This is a genomic window from Neobacillus niacini, assembly GCF_031457145.1.
GTDB classification, from domain to species: Bacteria; Bacillota; Bacilli; order Bacillales; family Cytobacillaceae; genus Neobacillus; species Neobacillus niacini_J.
The window spans coordinates 606,915-621,828 of sequence record NZ_JAVDVZ010000001.1 but is presented as its reverse complement, the minus strand read 5'-3'; the positions used below and the strand labels follow the sequence as shown (position 1 = coordinate 621,828).

Annotated in this window: 16 protein-coding genes, 1 pseudogene and 1 riboswitch; of the genes and pseudogenes, 6 read left to right on the top strand and 11 right to left on the bottom strand. The window is 37.5% G+C overall.

What is annotated here, in order from left to right:
• The first annotated feature begins 3 nt into the window (after positions 1-3).
• On the top strand, positions 4-171 hold the full coding sequence (locus J2Y03_RS03350) for a twin-arginine translocase TatA/TatE family subunit (protein ID WP_310190643.1): 168 nt from the start codon (positions 4-6) through the stop codon (positions 169-171).
• 39 nt (positions 172-210) lie between these two features.
• Here J2Y03_RS03350 and arsC read toward each other — a convergent pair whose 3' ends face one another.
• The 4 genes from arsC to J2Y03_RS03330 all read right to left on the bottom strand — a co-directional run bounded on the left by arsC (position 211) and on the right by J2Y03_RS03330 (position 3,077).
• Positions 211-633: an arsenate reductase (thioredoxin) gene (gene arsC, locus J2Y03_RS03345; RefSeq protein ID WP_310190641.1), complete on the bottom strand. Its 423-nt coding sequence runs from the start codon at positions 631-633 to the stop codon at positions 211-213.
• Positions 634-666: 33 nt separating this feature from the next.
• Positions 667-1,962: an arsenic transporter gene (locus J2Y03_RS03340; RefSeq protein WP_310190638.1), complete on the bottom strand. Its 1,296-nt coding sequence runs from the start codon at positions 1,960-1,962 to the stop codon at positions 667-669.
• A 15-nt stretch (positions 1,963-1,977) separates the two neighbouring features.
• Entirely contained in the window at positions 1,978-2,322 is a 345-nt protein-coding gene (locus tag J2Y03_RS03335; protein WP_310190637.1) for an ArsR/SmtB family transcription factor, read from the bottom strand.
• Between the two features lie 251 nt (positions 2,323-2,573).
• Positions 2,574-3,077: an arsinothricin resistance N-acetyltransferase ArsN1 family A gene (locus tag J2Y03_RS03330; RefSeq protein ID WP_310190634.1), complete on the bottom strand. Its 504-nt coding sequence runs from the start codon at positions 3,075-3,077 to the stop codon at positions 2,574-2,576.
• Between the two features lie 315 nt (positions 3,078-3,392).
• On the opposite strand from J2Y03_RS03330, the gene J2Y03_RS03325 reads away from it, so the two are divergent.
• The 4 genes from J2Y03_RS03325 (at position 3,393) to J2Y03_RS03310 (ending at position 6,718) form a co-directional block, all read left to right on the top strand.
• The gene (locus J2Y03_RS03325) at positions 3,393-4,391 is read left to right on the top strand and encodes an ABC transporter ATP-binding protein (RefSeq protein WP_310190633.1); all 999 of its coding nucleotides are present in this window, start codon (positions 3,393-3,395) and stop codon (positions 4,389-4,391) included.
• Positions 4,388-5,179, top strand: coding sequence for an ABC transporter permease (locus tag J2Y03_RS03320; protein ID WP_310190630.1), 792 nt, complete (start codon positions 4,388-4,390; stop codon positions 5,177-5,179). Before J2Y03_RS03325 ends, J2Y03_RS03320 begins: the two co-directional genes overlap by 4 nt.
• A 3-nt stretch (positions 5,180-5,182) precedes the next feature.
• Positions 5,183-5,968 (top strand): ABC transporter permease, encoded by a 786-nt coding sequence (locus tag J2Y03_RS03315; RefSeq protein ID WP_310190628.1) that lies wholly within the window; start codon positions 5,183-5,185, stop codon positions 5,966-5,968.
• A gap of 222 nt (positions 5,969-6,190) precedes the next feature.
• Complete coding sequence (locus J2Y03_RS03310) at positions 6,191-6,718, top strand: CarD family transcriptional regulator (protein ID WP_310190625.1); 528 nt, start codon at positions 6,191-6,193, stop codon at positions 6,716-6,718.
• 89 nt (positions 6,719-6,807) lie between these two features.
• Here the strand turns inward: J2Y03_RS03310 and J2Y03_RS03305 are convergent, their stop codons facing one another.
• Complete coding sequence (locus tag J2Y03_RS03305) at positions 6,808-7,146, bottom strand: hypothetical protein (protein ID WP_132090343.1); 339 nt, start codon at positions 7,144-7,146, stop codon at positions 6,808-6,810.
• A gap of 165 nt (positions 7,147-7,311) precedes the next feature.
• On the opposite strand from J2Y03_RS03305, the pseudogene J2Y03_RS03300 reads away from it, so the two are divergent.
• Positions 7,312-7,750: pseudogene (locus J2Y03_RS03300) on the top strand (phosphoribosylaminoimidazolesuccinocarboxamide synthase); the annotation flags it as partial.
• Between the two features lie 466 nt (positions 7,751-8,216).
• On the opposite strand, the gene J2Y03_RS03295 reads toward J2Y03_RS03300, so the two are convergent.
• From J2Y03_RS03295 to J2Y03_RS03270, 6 genes are read right to left on the bottom strand one after another with little or no spacing between them, the layout of a single operon-like run.
• Positions 8,217-9,053, bottom strand: coding sequence for a cobalamin-binding protein (locus tag J2Y03_RS03295; protein WP_310190623.1), 837 nt, complete (start codon positions 9,051-9,053; stop codon positions 8,217-8,219).
• Positions 9,054-9,074: 21 nt separating this feature from the next.
• Positions 9,075-9,623, bottom strand: coding sequence for a cob(I)yrinic acid a,c-diamide adenosyltransferase (locus J2Y03_RS03290; RefSeq protein ID WP_310190622.1), 549 nt, complete (start codon positions 9,621-9,623; stop codon positions 9,075-9,077).
• Positions 9,620-10,999 carry a cobyrinate a,c-diamide synthase gene (locus tag J2Y03_RS03285; protein WP_310190620.1) on the bottom strand — a complete coding sequence of 460 codons (1,380 nt, stop codon included), beginning with the start codon at positions 10,997-10,999 and terminating at the stop codon, positions 9,620-9,622. Before J2Y03_RS03285 ends, J2Y03_RS03290 begins: the two co-directional genes overlap by 4 nt.
• A 32-nt stretch (positions 11,000-11,031) precedes the next feature.
• Positions 11,032-12,423 carry an ATP-binding cassette domain-containing protein gene (locus tag J2Y03_RS03280; protein WP_310190619.1) on the bottom strand — a complete coding sequence of 464 codons (1,392 nt, stop codon included), beginning with the start codon at positions 12,421-12,423 and terminating at the stop codon, positions 11,032-11,034.
• Positions 12,420-13,490: a FecCD family ABC transporter permease gene (locus J2Y03_RS03275; protein ID WP_310190617.1), complete on the bottom strand. Its 1,071-nt coding sequence runs from the start codon at positions 13,488-13,490 to the stop codon at positions 12,420-12,422. The genes J2Y03_RS03280 and J2Y03_RS03275 overlap by 4 nt, the downstream gene beginning before the upstream one ends.
• A complete protein-coding gene (locus tag J2Y03_RS03270; protein ID WP_310191359.1) occupies positions 13,453-14,439 on the bottom strand; it encodes an ABC transporter substrate-binding protein in 987 nt (328 codons plus the stop codon). Before J2Y03_RS03270 ends, J2Y03_RS03275 begins: the two co-directional genes overlap by 38 nt.
• A gap of 186 nt (positions 14,440-14,625) precedes the next feature.
• Positions 14,626-14,825: riboswitch (cobalamin riboswitch) on the bottom strand.
• Between the last annotated feature and the right edge of the window lie 89 nt (positions 14,826-14,914).

The following is a 14,914-nucleotide window of genomic DNA, read 5'->3' as shown; positions in this document are numbered from 1 at the left end:
GAAATGGGAAATATCGGATTAAGTGGTGGGATAATCATATTTGTAATAGCCTTAATTGTCTTTGGACCAAAAAAACTCCCAGAACTCGGTCGTGCAGTTGGGACTACACTTAGAGAATTTAAACAATCAACCAAAGGGATCATGGATGAGACTCACGAAAAAGAGAAATAATAGGGTGGTTCATCGTGTCAAAGGCGATGAACCACCTGCTTACTCGCCAGTTTTTGAAAAACGCTCAATGCGATTTCCAATTTCATCACGGACACGCTGGAAAAATGCCCATTTCTCTTCATCTGTTCCTTGAGCTTTGGCAGGATCATCAAATCCCCAGTGAACTCGTTTTACCTTTGGCGGTGTAATTGGACACTTATCAGCCGCATCTCCACAGAGAGTTACAACTAAATCAGCATTGTTCAAATACTCAGAATCAATAATGTCAGAGGTGTGAGTTGAAATATCAATTCCTGTTTCTTTCATCGCCTTTACTGCATTTGGATTTAAACCATGTGCTTCAATCCCAGCACTGCGTACTTCCCACTCATCACCTAGATGCTTTTTAGCCCATCCTTCTGCCATTTGGCTTCTGCAAGAATTTCCTGTACATAAAAAGTAAAGTTTCTTTTTGTTTTCCATGATGACTTCTCCTTTTTGTCTTTAAAATTTTGTTTAAATAATTAACAACCATATATAGAGACCAATTAAAGTAATGAACAAAGTTGGTATGGTTAAAACGATACCTGTTTTAAAATAGGTTCCCCATGAAATCTTAACTCCTTTTTGTGATAAAACATGTAACCATAATAATGTTGCAAGAGAGCCAATCGGGGTAATTTTGGGACCTAAGTCAGAACCAATTACATTGGCATAAATTAGGGCTTCTCTAATTACACCACTTGTATTGGTATCTGCAATTGCTAAAGCATCGATCATTACAGTAGGCATATTATTCATAATCGAAGATAGAATAGCTGCAATAAAACCCATTCCAATGGTTGCTACAAATAATCCTTGATTGGCCGTTAGCTGGATTAGGTCAGCTAAAACATTGGTTAATCCCACGTTTCGTAAGCCATAAACCACCACATACATTCCAATTGAGAAAAATACAATATTCCATGGTGCCCCTTTAATGACTCTTTTTGTTTCAACAGCATGGCTTCTTCTTCCCATGAATAAGAAGAATATAGCTACTATGCCTGCAATGATAGATACTGGAACATTTAGTAATTCACTTATAAAGTATCCTGCCAATAATATAGCGAGGACTAGCCAGGATAATCGAAACATTTTTTGATCCCGAATGGCTTCTACAGGTTTCTTTAAATGAGCTAAATCATATTTTTTAGGGATGTTCCTTCTGAAGTAAAGGTATAAGACTAAAATACTTGCCACTAAAGAAAATAAATTTGGTACAAACATTCTTGAGGCAAACTCTGCAAACCCAATTCCGAAAAAGTCAGCAGAAACGATATTTACAAGATTACTTACCACTAACGGCAATGAAGTTGTATCAGCTATAAAACCACTAGCAATAATGAACGGAAATATCATTTTTTCTTCCAACTTTAAATTTCGAACCATGGCTAAAACGATTGGCGTTAAGATAAGTGCAGCCCCGTCATTTGCAAAGAATGCTGCCACTAGAGCACCAAGAATGCTCACATAAACAAACATTTTAATTCCATTTCCTTTAGCCGCTCTTGCCATATGGAGAGCTGACCATTCAAAGAACCCAATTTCATCTAATATTAATGAAATAATGATAATGGCAATAAATGAAAAAGTTGCATTCCATACAATATTGGTCACCTCCAGAACGTCATGGAAGTCAACCACTCCAACGATTAGTGCGAGAATCGCACCTCCACAAGCGGACCAACCGATGGATAGATTTCTTGGTTGCCATATAACGAGAATAAGCGTAATTAAAAAAATCAATGATGCAAGTATGGTTGATACCAAAGTTGAAACCTCCAATTATTCACATGAAATTCTTAAACCTTGTTCTTCTAATTCTTTTAATCTAAAATCTTGATTTGGAAGATGATGAAGTACATCTTGAACCAATGGATAAAAAAGACTTTCTTTATTCAAGGAATAAATAATCCATTGTCCTCTTCTTGTTTCCCGCACTAACCCAGCATCTTTTAGCTTGCGAATGTGCTGGCTAATTGCTGGCTGACTTGTTTTAAATATTGCAACGAATTCGCATACACATGCATCGTGGGTATCGAGCATTTTGATCATAGTTAAACGAGTTTTATCACCTAACAACTTTAATATGCTAGCTGCGCTTTCTAATTCAACGGTTGATTCTGACACTTTTAAACACCTCCTGACAACCGGATTAATAAGTAAATAATGATATACTTATTAGAATTTCGTACTTAATTGAAGTGTTTTAATTTCTGATATAACAGCAGTTTTATCCAGGCATAGTGTATATTACCTATCCAACATTGCATTCGGATATAATTAATTGCTTATATAATAAATCACTAATGTGTCAAATTCAACATGATAAATGTAAAGTTAATGTAAAGAAAAAAAGATTGAAAGCCTCAACTATCAATCTAATCTTTAATCTGTAATATTTTCTCCATAGCCATTACATCAACAAACTTACCATCTATTTTCCCCTGATTTTTGAATACCCCTAATTCACGAAATCCAATTCTTCTATACAATCCTTGCCCTAACTGATTAATAGGAAATGTAAAAAGAATCATTTTATGAAATCCATTTTCTTTGGCAAGGGATTCAAGTTTTGCTAGAAGCTTCTTTCCAACACCTTTACCTCTATAACCTCTTGAAATATAGACTGATAGATCGGCCACCCCGTCATATGCACTTCGGTTGTTATATTGGTTTAAAGATGCCCAACCTACAATTTGTCCTTTATCTTCAGCGACTATCACCTTATAACGGCCCCTATGCTTATCAAACCAATTTCTCATGTAAGTGTCATCTTTTATTTCAGTTTCTAAAGTAGCGATTTTATCTTCAATGCCCTGATTGTAGATTGTTTGGATTGATTTTATATCTGATTCATTTGAATCTCTAATACTCACGTCCATGAAGTGATTTCCCCGTTTCAGTATAGTTTAATTACAATTTTTATAGGAAGATTACATAAGAAGAAAAAAGTACAACTTCATTTTTTCCATTATAATTTGGTAACACTTTTAAGAAAAGGGATTTTTCCAACTTTAATAAAATCTTCCTTAACTCATTTTGATATTTGCAATGGTAGAATTGATACATAAGGATTTTTAAGATACTTATAAGTGCACCATACTTGCAGGAATAACTCACTCACGTTATCATTTAAAGTTGGTAAAAACATTTTTCGTGATTATGTTTTTCTTTTTATAACATTAGGGGGCAACGAAATGAATGTCATTGAGGTCCAAAATTTACGAAAAGAATTTAACTCCTATTCAAGCCGGCCTGGTTTGGCTGGAGCTTTTCGCGACTTATTTACAAGAAATTATAAAGTCCATGCGGCTGTTGACAATATTTCCTTAACGATTAAACAAGGAGAAATGGTTGGCTATATTGGAGAGAACGGTGCCGGCAAATCAACGACGATTAAAATGTTAACTGGTATTTTGACGCCCACATCCGGTTCCATTATTGTCAATGGGATGAATCCCCATAAGCAGCGGGAAGAATTCGTGCGAACCATTGGCGTGGTGTTCGGTCAGCGGTCACAGCTATGGTGGGATATTGCGGTTCAAGAGAGTTTCCGGTTATTAAAAAAAGTATACCGTGTTTCGGATGAGGACTATAACCGTCATATGGGCCATGTGATTGAAACGCTGGAAATCGGCCCATTATTAAATAAACCGGTACGAAAGCTGTCTCTTGGACAACGGATGCGCTGCGAATTAGCCGCCGCTCTTATACACAATCCACCTCTCCTCTTTTTAGACGAGCCGACGATTGGACTGGATGTATTAGTAAAATTAAAAATTCGTGAGTTTCTAAAAGAAATTAATGAGCAATATAAAACAACCATTTTATTGACGACACATGACTTAACCGATATCGAAGCCCTTTGTGAACGGGTCGTGCTATTAGATGAAGGAAAAATCATCTATGATGGCAAGCTGAACCAGCTTCAATCACATGTGGTTGAAGGAAAACAAATAGAATTTGAATTTTTGTCAGAAACCGCTCGCAGCAGCCTGCCTAGTATCGAAAATATGCAATGGGAACAAAAGGACGCAACCACCTGGCGAGGGGTTTTCAAAGGGGATGAACAACTGGTCTCTCAATTAATTAGTGATGTCGTACAAAGGAATCCGATTAAGAATGTTCGAATCAATGAGGTTTCTACTGAAGAGATTGTCCGGAAGATTTATGAAGAAGGAATGGCCCTCACATGAGTATGTATATAGAAATGATTCGGGTTCGTTTTTTAATGATGCTCGCCTATCGGACCAACTATTATAGTGGGATTTTAATTTATAGTATTAATATTGGAGCCTACTATTTTTTATGGTCTGCGATTTATGGCGGGAAAGAACAGATTCAAGGATTGTCAGTCATTCAAATGACCACTTATGTGGCAGTCGCCTGGATGGCAAGAGCGTTTTATTATAACAATATTGATCGTGAAATTGCGGCTGAAATCAAAGATGGCAAAGTCGCCATTGAAATGATTCGTCCATATAACTATTTAGGGATGAAAACCATGCAGGCACTTGGAGAAGGAATCTTTCGCTTATTGTTTTTCTCTGTCCCGGGTATGATCATCGTAGCGTTGATTTTTCCAGTCAGGTTCGATGCTAGTTTGACAACGTGGATGTTTTTCTTTTTCTCGCTTGTTTTTAGTTTTATTGTGAATACGCATATCAACCTATTAACTGGAATGATGACGTTCTTTTTATTTAATAACTCAGGATTGATTCGAGCAAAGCGTGTCGTGATTGATTTGTTCTCAGGTTTACTTCTCCCTATCTCTTTTTATCCAGACTGGGCTCAAGGGCTGATGTCTTATTTACCATTTCAAGCGATTAGCTATGTTCCTAGTATGATTTTTACAGGGGGCTTTGTCGGTCAAGAGATTTATAACGCTATGCTCCTACAAGCTTTCTGGGTTTTCATCTTACTTATCCCGATCTACCTATTATGGCTGCTCGCAAAAAAACACTTAATTGTACAAGGAGGCTGACCAATGTTTTATCTATCATTGTTCTTTCAATATGCCTCTCAATATTTAAAAACAAGATTTACTTATCGGGTCGATACAGTGATTGAGATTTTTTCTGATTTATTGTCTCAAGCCGTCAATTTAATTTTCATTTTAATTGTATTTCGCCATACAGCCGCATTAGGTGGTTGGAACCGGGATGAAATCATTTTTATATATGGATTTTTCCTTGTTCCTTATGCCTTATTTTCATCCTTTTTTAACATTTGGGACTTTAATGAACGCTATATTGTCAAAGGAGAAATGGACCGTGTCTTAACCCGCCCCGTTCACAGCCTTTTCCAAATTATCATGGAACGAATGGAGCTGGAATCTTTATTCGGTGTCATTACTGGCTTAGTGATTATGGGTTATGCCGCTGTGAACCAAGGATTAGCCTTTGCTTGGTATGATATTTTGATCTTTATCGTCATGGTGATTGGCGGAGCTTTTATTTATGCTGGGATTTTTATTTCGATTGCAACGATTGGATTTTGGTCGGACAGCCGTACCGATATTATGCCAATGATGTACAATATCAGCAATTACGGCCGATACCCCGTTAATATTTACAACAAAGTGATTCAATTTGTGTTAACTTGGATTTTACCTTTCGCCTTTGTCGGTGTGTATCCAGCTTCCTATTTTTTAAATAGAGAAGAATGGGTTGGCTACGCCTACTTTACACCAGTCATGGGAATCCTTTTTTTTGGTATTGCGATTTTTCTCTGGAATACGGGAGTAAAGAAATATCGTGGGGCTGGGAATTAATATTTTAGTTTTTTAAAAAAATCTGTAAAACCTAAAAGTACAAGGTTTTACAGATTTTTTTCTACTCAAATTTATTATTTTTGAAAAAAAGTGCCAGGCACTCTCCATTTGTCGTCTAAAAATAAATCAAAATTGTCAACTTAGTTGACATTTTTTAAAGAAAGAGTGTATAATATATTTAGTCAACCTGGTTGATGATTTGCTTTAAAAGGAGGTAACACTATGTTTAAGATTGGTGATTTAATCGTCTATTCAGGACATGGTATATGCAGAGTAGATGATATCTCTGATAAGACATATGCCGGGATTACTAAAGCTTATTATGTATTACATCCCATTGAAAATAATCAGAAATTAACGATTAGTATCCCTGTAGATAATGACAAAATCGTAATAGTTAAATTAATGGATCAAGAGGAAGCAGAAACTATTTTAGAATCGTTCAATTCGGCAGGAATTAATTGGATTGAAAAGCCGCAATTGCGAAGCCAGGTGTTTAATAATATTGTGCATACTGGAAATCGGATGGATATTGCGAAAGTAGCTAATACCCTGCTGCGGAAAAAACATGAAATTGAAATGGCTAGCAGGAAGTTTTATCAACAAGATAGTAGAATTTTAACCACTATACAAAATATCTTGTTTAAAGAATTGGCCATTTCACTCAATACTTCTCCAGACGCTATTATTGAAAAAATTAAGAGCATGTTACGAAGTAACGATAAAACAGCTGTTCAAGATATTTGTTAATAAGAACAAAGATTTCGATTCCTAAACAAAAAACAAAGCACACTTGCTCAGACGTGCTTTGTTCTCATACTATACTTTCATTAGCTTTTTCATCCAAATGCACTAATATAATCTGTTTCCGCTAATATATTTAAACTTTCAATCTCGTTAATAACTTGAACATTTCTTGGAAGAAGTACAAGCGCATTATTTACAACAGTTATTTCATATTCAATATTACAGACAGCCGGTACTTGACCAATAATCTTTTGAGCCACTTCAAATGGTACTTCTACCTGAGCGATTTTGTGACCGTTAGAAACACCATTTTCATTAGTAATAGCTTGTTTTTTGCAAAGAATATGAATTTCTCCAACTTGAACTAATTTTCCATCATCATTCTTTAAATCATATGTTTGAGCATAAATAACAACTTCCTGACGTTTCATGAATACATCCCACCTCCATTTATTAAAGAATTCATAATAATTATATGTTCTCAATTAAGAACATTCAAGTGGAACTTACGCACCTATAAGTTTTATTCGGTTCATCATATTTTTGATTGCATTCTACATAAGATTTTCTGTTATGCAGTTGTTTAATGTTGTATTTCTATGACAGTTAAACCTGCTGAAGTTTGGAAAAGGTCTAGAAGTCATTTACAGATATCGTGCAGTAGGGAGTTTTTTACGCAGATATGGCTTGTTTGCAAAAGAAGGGCAACAGCTTGATGTTTTCGTAGAAGTTACCATAAAGGATGATGACCGCGAAGATCCTCCAATTAATCAAGATGCCTTTGATATGCTTGGTATTTTATCTAAGGATGAATACATAGTGTTAAAAGAGCTCACTCAACAAAACCGAAATATAGTCAAAGAGGAACTTGCTAAGAAAGACATCTAGTTATACGACATTAAATTTGAATTTGGACGAACTGGTGGGAACAAACAAATTGTTTTTATTGATGAAATCTCAGGGGGTAATAACATGCGAGCTTATAAAGATGTAGAGTACATTGAACCTTTAGAATTAGAAAAAATGTTCCTATAAACCAAAAGGCATCCTCTTCATATGAAGGGGATGCTTTCCTGGCTTTTACAAAACTTAAATTACCAAAACTTTATTTTAAATTAAGGATGTTTTCGTAAACTTTGATATTTTGGTAAATCTGGTTCAAATGCGGATTAGTACTATTCTAATTCCCTCTAACATGAAATTTCAGGTTCATAGGTAACTAGAGGAATCTTTGATTCCCGTTAGCATGATTCTTCAGGTTCAACGGTAACCAAAAGGTTCTTTTGATTCCCTTTAGCTTGATTTTTCATGTTCAACGGTAACCAAAGGGATCTTTTGATTCCCTTTAGCAAGGTTTTTCGGGTTCAACGGTAACCAAAGGAATCTTTGATTCCCACTAGCATGATTTTTCAGGTTCTACAGTAATCAGAGGGACCATCTTATTCCAATAAATCCCAAAGTCATCTACTTAAAGCAACAAACTTTTAGAAAAGAGCCTAAATTAAAAATGAAATTCAACATCTTCATCTAATAATGGATCTTTATTTTCGTTAAATACTGGATAAATTGTAGGGTGAAGGATACTCCCTATTTTATTTAAACCAAGTAATAATTTTGGTGAAGGTCTGCAAAATAATGGTTCATCCAATATATACAATTGATTATTTCTTATAGCCTCCATCTGTTCCGCCCCAGGTCGCTTTAGAATCACCTTAGGATTCACTTTTTCTTTGTGTACCCCCACCCAAATAACGCAAATCACATCAGGATTTCTTTGCACGATCTCTTCCCAATCCGTTTTAACACTTGCTTGAGCCTTGTCTTCAAAAATGTTTCTTCCCCCGGCGAGTTTACTAATTTCGGTTAACCAATTGGTTGCTCCAGGAGTAAAAATAGGTTTAGCCCACCATTCCCAATAAAGGGTTGTTGGATTTTCTACTTGCTTACATAAAGATTGGTATTTTTCGAGTATTCGATTGTACTTCTTGAATAATTGGTTCGCTTTGTCAGAAGTATTCGTAGCTTCCCCAACGAATAAAATACTTTCCCCTACCTCTGTTAATGTCTTGGGATTAGGGACAATGACATACGGAATGTTTCGTTTCTTTAACTCTTCGATATTTCGTTCCATCCCAGGTACAGAAAGCGAGGCTAATACTAAATCTGGTTCTAATTTTTCCACTTTGTCCATATCAATGTCCAAATCTGATCCTAGTCTTGGTAATGTTTGAATATCTTCCGGCCAATCCGAGTAGTTATCCACTCCTACCAACGAAGAAGTTAATCCTAAGTAAGCTGCTAATTCTGTATTACTTGGACAAATAGATATTAATCTCATATCAAAACCTCCTTTATGATTCTAAAATTCTATTCCCTTTACAGCAGGAACGCCTTCATTGTAATAATGTTTTTCCGCTTCAATGACTGAAACAAGATCAGCTATGTCTTTAATTTCTTGTTTGGCATCTCTTCCGGTAATGACAAGATGAACATGGGAAGGTTTATTTTTGATTAATTCTATGACTTCGTTAAGAGGCAAAACATCATCAATTGGAAATTTATCAATGGCTAATGCATTATTCAGTTCATCTAAAATAACCAAATCGTACTCTCCACTCATGACCGCTTCCTTTGCTTTCGGCCATCCTATTTTTAAGGCCTCTCTATGTTCCTCTGGTGTTTTGGTCCAGGTGAAACCAATTCCGAGTTGAACCATTTCCACACCTAGCTTTTTCAGGGCAATTTGTTCGCCATATGTACGTTCAGGTGATTTGATAAACTGATAGATTTTCACTTTAAATCCTCTTCCAATTCCTCGTAGCGCTAATCCTAAAGAGGATGTTGTTTTCCCTTTTCCATGACCTGTATACACAAGTGTTAAGCCATTTCGATTGATTGATTGACTCATATTGCTTTCCCCCTATTCTCTAAACATTTTCTAATCCAGTTCTCAACCATTTCAGGGCAAGAGGCAAAATGAAAATGAGTATAGCCAGCCACTAAATGATGTAGTAAATATCCTTCCTTACTTACTCCTCTCATGCCTTTCGTTTCATATGCATAAGGGACATGCTCTTCAGCAGCAAGGAAGGTGGAGTAATGATATTCATGCCCTCTAGCACTCAGATTTTCCAGTATAAAATTGGCATTTTGCCCATTAATTTCTCGATATCCCAATGCGGCTAATTTTGTTTGCATATGAACGCTGCCTGGAATGACTCCTGCCATTTCATATTTTTTCTTATCCGTTGTTTCTATGTACTCCGTTAAAAACATGAAACCGCCACATTCAGCAAGTGTAGGCAATCCGCTTTCAATTGCGTTCTTCACCGAACGCTTTGCTTTTTCATTACAAGCAAGGACATGTGCAAATTCTTCAGGGAAGCCGCCGCCTATGTAAAGTCCGTCCACATCATCAGGTAACTCCTCATCCGCAAGCGGCGAGAAATAAACAATTTCTATCCCTTTTGCCTCCATGAGTTCGAGATTCTCAGGATAATAGAAATTAAAGGCACTGTCTTTTGCTACTGCGATTTTCACTAGACATACTTTCTTCTTTTCAAAAATAGATGACTTTCGATTTACCTGTAACGGCTCAGCAACAGCTAATTCAAGTAGTTTATCAATATCGACAGTCTCACTGACAAGAGCTCCTAATTGTTCAAAGAATGGGTCCAGTTCCCCTCTTTCCATAGAAGGAATGAGTCCAAGATGCCGCTCGGGAATTTCAATATCCGGTTCCCGTTTCAAATACCCGATAACAGGAACGTGACATTCCTGCTCAATCGCTTTCTTGACAAGCTGAAAGTGGCCTTCGCTCCCCACTTTATTTGCGATAACAGCTACAATATTGGGGCCATCGGCAAACAGCTGAAAACCTTTGACGATCGCTGCTGCACTTCGCGCCATACTTTCGCAATTGACTACAAGCAAAACCGGACTTTTCGTGATCATACTAATCTCAGCGGTACTTCCCTCATTGGTTTCTGGATTTTTTCCATCAAAAAAGCCCATCACCCCTTCGATGATTGATATGTCAGACCCCTGACTGCCATGCGTAAAAATATCCAACACAAGTTCTTTTGTGAGCATCCAGCTGTCTAAATTTCGAGAGTTTCGCTTTGTTACAGCAGTATGATAAGAAGGATCAATATAGTCAGGTCCACATTTAAAGCCCTGGACGGTTAAGCCTGTCCTCTTTAATGCTGCCATTAAACCAATGGTAAGCGTTGTTTTCCCCACACCGCTTCCAGTGCCTGCAATTACCATTCGTCGTTCTGTCATCTGCCATTCCCCTTTTTAATCGATCTAAGATTTTAGTGGACCTTCTCTATATACTTGCTGAAACTTTCCTTTATGGCACCATACACGATTTGGCCGATTCCTTTTCCGACAACGGTTGCTGAACCAGCGCAAGATATTTTTGTCCCTTGCTGTGTAAGGGCAAGAACCAGGGTATCGGTTGATGTGTCAGCAGGGCTACTATGAAAATTAGAATCTACCATATGAAAATCCTGCACCGCTTTTACTTTTGCTTCAGTAGCAGCCATAAATCCATCAACTAAGGCACCATCTGTAAAATGTGCATCTATAAATAGCATGATGTTGATGGTTTTCCCTGCCCCTTCTGTTACGATTATCAGCATGTGATTATCTTCTATTACTTTCTTAACCATCACCTTATCCTCGAGTTTTACGGCTGTCATGGCTCCGGCTGCTAGTTCATGAGGGATGGAGTATTTTTCCATCAACTGCTGTAAATCAGGATGTGGACCTTGAAAATGACAAAAATGTTTTAACCACTGTATACCAGCACCGACGGACGAATTGGATATCGTGCGTAATGGCTGATCAAATTGAACATGAATATAGTCTTCACTTTGGTTTATTTTATAAGAGTCTTCAAAGTGTAAATGCTGAAATGATGTAGAGTAGTTTGGTGTCATGAGAAGCTGTGGTTTAGGGATAGTTGGGTGTGATTGGGATTTCACGTTTACCTTGTAAACCTTCTTTAATTGATCCACTTTCCTTAAAAGGTCTACATCTCCCACTTCTAAAAAGCTCCCATCATGAAGTAAGGCGATACGATCTGCATAGAGCGAAGCAACATTCAAATCATGCAGGATAGCAAAAATGGTTAGCCCCGTTGTTTGCTGCCGTTCTTTTAGCAGATTCAACACTTGAAAGGTATGTTTAATATCCAGATGGTTGGTAGGCTCATCTAAAAGTAAGATTTCAGGCTCCTGGGCTAAAGCTTTGGCCAATAAGACTCTTTGCTTCTCACCGCCACTAATCAGTCGAAATTGAGTTTTCCGAAAGTCGCTTATTTGGGTTATTTCCATAACCTCCTCAATGACTTTCCGGTCTTCTTTCGAAAGCTGCTTAAAGATCCCCTTTTGATGAGGATAGCGTCCAAGACTAATGATTTCTTCAACGGTATAATCGAAAGAAACCTGAACTTCCTGTGTTAAAACTGCCATTTTTTGGGCTTTTTCTAGTTTTGAGAGAGATGAAATTTCTTTACCACAGATTGATACTTTTCCGCTTATCGTCGGTAACTGCCCTGTAATAAGTTTAAAAAGGGTGGTTTTCCCACTCCCATTTGGCCCGAGCAGCGCAAAAAACTCTCCTTTTTTTATTTCTAAATCTAGATCTTTAATAATGGGGGAATGGTTATATCCACCGACCAAGTTTTGAACATGTATCATTTATTCGTCCCCCTCCCAAGTCTTTCTCTAATCAATAAAAAGGCAAATACAGGTGCTCCAATGAGGGCAGTGATTACGCCAATTGGCAGCTCTTTAGGAGCAATGATGGTTCTAGCCATTAAATCAGCTAATATGAGAAAAGCACCGCCAATTATCAAGGAAAGCGGAAGGACATGGCGATGATTCGGTCCCGTAACTAGTCGGACTAGGTGTGGAATAACAAGTCCAACAAAGCCTATGGACCCAGAAACCGCTACTGCAGCTCCTGTTATTAAAGATGCACCAATGAGGATAAACGTTTTCCCTTTTTTAACATCTACCCCAATATGGTCTGCTGCATCCTCTCCTAGTGCCAGGGCATTTAATTCACGGTAGTGATAGAATAATATAAATGAACCAATGAGCATAAATGGCAGGATAAGTTGAACATGACTCCACCCTCTCATTCCCACACTGCCATATAACCAGTAGATAATTTGTGTCATGGAGTCTCTGTCACTTAATGAAATAATGAGAGAGACAATTGAACCAATAAAGGCACTTACTATGATTCCCGCCAATATGATCGTTTCTATCGCTAGACTTTTACTGCTTAATCGAACGAGTCCAAATACAATGAGTAAAGAGATTAATCCAAATAAGATGGCGACAAACGGAAGTGTAAAACTGCCTAAACCAACAATCGTAAATTGAAAAAATAATACCAACACGGCACCTAGAGAGGCACCAGATGATACTCCTATGGTATAGGGGTCTGCTAAAGGATTGCGTAATAGCCCTTGAAAAGCAGCACCCGCTAATGCAAGGGACGCTCCTATACAAAAAGCCAGGAGAACCCGTGGCAGACGGATATTCCAAATAATCATTTCTTCATTTTTTGGTACCATCTCAAGCCAACCTATGTTAAACGTTTTTTCCAGTATGATATGTAAAATGGTAGGGACGGGAACGGGAACACTACTATAAAATAAGCCAAGAAGGCTCGTACTAAGTAAAAGCCCTCCGCTTATAAAATACATCCAACCTATTTTATTGCTTAAATATTTCCGGATAGATAAGTTCCGCAAGTGTCTCGACTCCTTCAATTAAACGAGGACCAGGTCTGGTAACAGTATCGCTGTCAACATCGAACACATTTCCACTTTTTACGGCTGGCACTTCTGCCCATCCTTCACGATTTAACACTCCTGCTGTTGGATTATCTACATAGTAGCCATACGTTGTAATAATAACTTCAGGGTCTAATTGGACAATTTCTTCTTCCGTCATCTTTACCCAACCCTCTTGATCTCCTGCGGCATTAACGGCTTGAATGGACTCCAGCATTTCATGCATAAAGGTGTTTTGTCCTGTTGTAAAAATATCTGGAGCAGGTGAAACTTCTACCCAAACTTTCTTTTTATCCTTGACAGCTGCTGCTTTGTCTTTGATTGCCTGAATACGTTCTTTCATATCTGTAACAATTTCTTCAGCTTCGGTCTTACTTCCGGTAGCCGTACCAATCATCTCAATTTTGCTATATACATCCTCAAAGGATACAGCACTTCCAACCACCACCACGTCAATACCAGCTTCCTCAAACTGTTTTAAGGTTTCTGGATGTGTTTTATAATGATAATCCGTAACAAGTGCAATATCTGGAAGGAGTGTTAGAACAAGCTCTGAATTGATATCCTGTGCTCCAACCTTTTCTATTTTTTCTACCTCTGGCGGATAGTTATCATAATCGGATACACCAATGATTTTATCGCCTAACCCAAGTGCAAATGCTATTTCAGTATTACTTGTCTGAATCGAAACGATTGTTTCAGGTTCCTCTTCTATTGTCACTTCTCGATTCGCATCATCCGTGATGGTTACCGGGAATTGTACTCCACTTTCCTTCTCCACTTCTTCCGTTTTAGCAACCGCATCTTCTTTAGTCTTTTGTCCTTCCGTACCACAGCCTGCCATGATACCCATGCTTAACAGCAGAACAACACCGAAAAGACCCCATTTTTTTACCATTTCTTTCATCACTGTTTTTCCTCCTTCAATTTTTGAACACAAAAAAACGCTGTTCCGGAGGAAAGCGTAAAGTAAAAAGGCAGTTTTATACTACTAAGTCTTGTGGACTGTAAGATAACTTGCAATCTCTATTATAAATAATAAAATATTTATATAATCGACTACCTGCACTTTAAACATTCCTTTCCTCGAAGAAGCTTAAAAACATAATAGGCAGGTCTCCTGACTTGCGAATCACCGGTTGGTTATTCCTTCCCATGTTAAAAACACAGTGGATTTTTATAACCTTCCTTCTCGCTTACAGTGGCGGGACCGTGTTGGACTTTCACCAACTTCCCTCTTAGTCTTAACGATCTTACTCTAATCATTTAAGAAACCTATTTGTCTAGTATTCATTTTTTTGTTATAAATGCCATTATAGTAGAGTATTCCACCTTTGTAAACTATTACAATTGTCCCTAACTTCTATTTCAGTTCAAAATCA

What these genes read in the sequence shown, in the direction of transcription:
- J2Y03_RS03320 (WP_310190630.1), top strand. Translation starts at nt 4,388, where the DNA reads ATGAGTATGTATATAGAAATGATTCGGGTTCGTTTTTTAATGATGCTC.
- J2Y03_RS03295 (WP_310190623.1), bottom strand. Translation starts at nt 9,053, where the DNA reads ATGAGATTAATATCTATTTGTCCAAGTAATACAGAATTAGCAGCTTAC.
- J2Y03_RS03325 (WP_310190633.1), top strand. Translation starts at nt 3,393, where the DNA reads ATGAATGTCATTGAGGTCCAAAATTTACGAAAAGAATTTAACTCCTAT.
- J2Y03_RS03315 (WP_310190628.1), top strand. Translation starts at nt 5,183, where the DNA reads ATGTTTTATCTATCATTGTTCTTTCAATATGCCTCTCAATATTTAAAA.
- J2Y03_RS03280 (WP_310190619.1), bottom strand. Translation starts at nt 12,423, where the DNA reads ATGATACATGTTCAAAACTTGGTCGGTGGATATAACCATTCCCCCATT.
- J2Y03_RS03290 (WP_310190622.1), bottom strand. Translation starts at nt 9,623, where the DNA reads ATGAGTCAATCAATCAATCGAAATGGCTTAACACTTGTGTATACAGGT.
- J2Y03_RS03305 (WP_132090343.1), bottom strand. Translation starts at nt 7,146, where the DNA reads ATGAAACGTCAGGAAGTTGTTATTTATGCTCAAACATATGATTTAAAG.
- J2Y03_RS03350 (WP_310190643.1), top strand. Translation starts at nt 4, where the DNA reads ATGGGAAATATCGGATTAAGTGGTGGGATAATCATATTTGTAATAGCC.
- arsC (WP_310190641.1), bottom strand. Translation starts at nt 633, where the DNA reads ATGGAAAACAAAAAGAAACTTTACTTTTTATGTACAGGAAATTCTTGC.
- J2Y03_RS03270 (WP_310191359.1), bottom strand. Translation starts at nt 14,439, where the DNA reads ATGAAAGAAATGGTAAAAAAATGGGGTCTTTTCGGTGTTGTTCTGCTG.
- J2Y03_RS03330 (WP_310190634.1), bottom strand. Translation starts at nt 3,077, where the DNA reads ATGGACGTGAGTATTAGAGATTCAAATGAATCAGATATAAAATCAATC.
- J2Y03_RS03285 (WP_310190620.1), bottom strand. Translation starts at nt 10,999, where the DNA reads ATGACAGAACGACGAATGGTAATTGCAGGCACTGGAAGCGGTGTGGGG.
- J2Y03_RS03310 (WP_310190625.1), top strand. Translation starts at nt 6,191, where the DNA reads ATGTTTAAGATTGGTGATTTAATCGTCTATTCAGGACATGGTATATGC.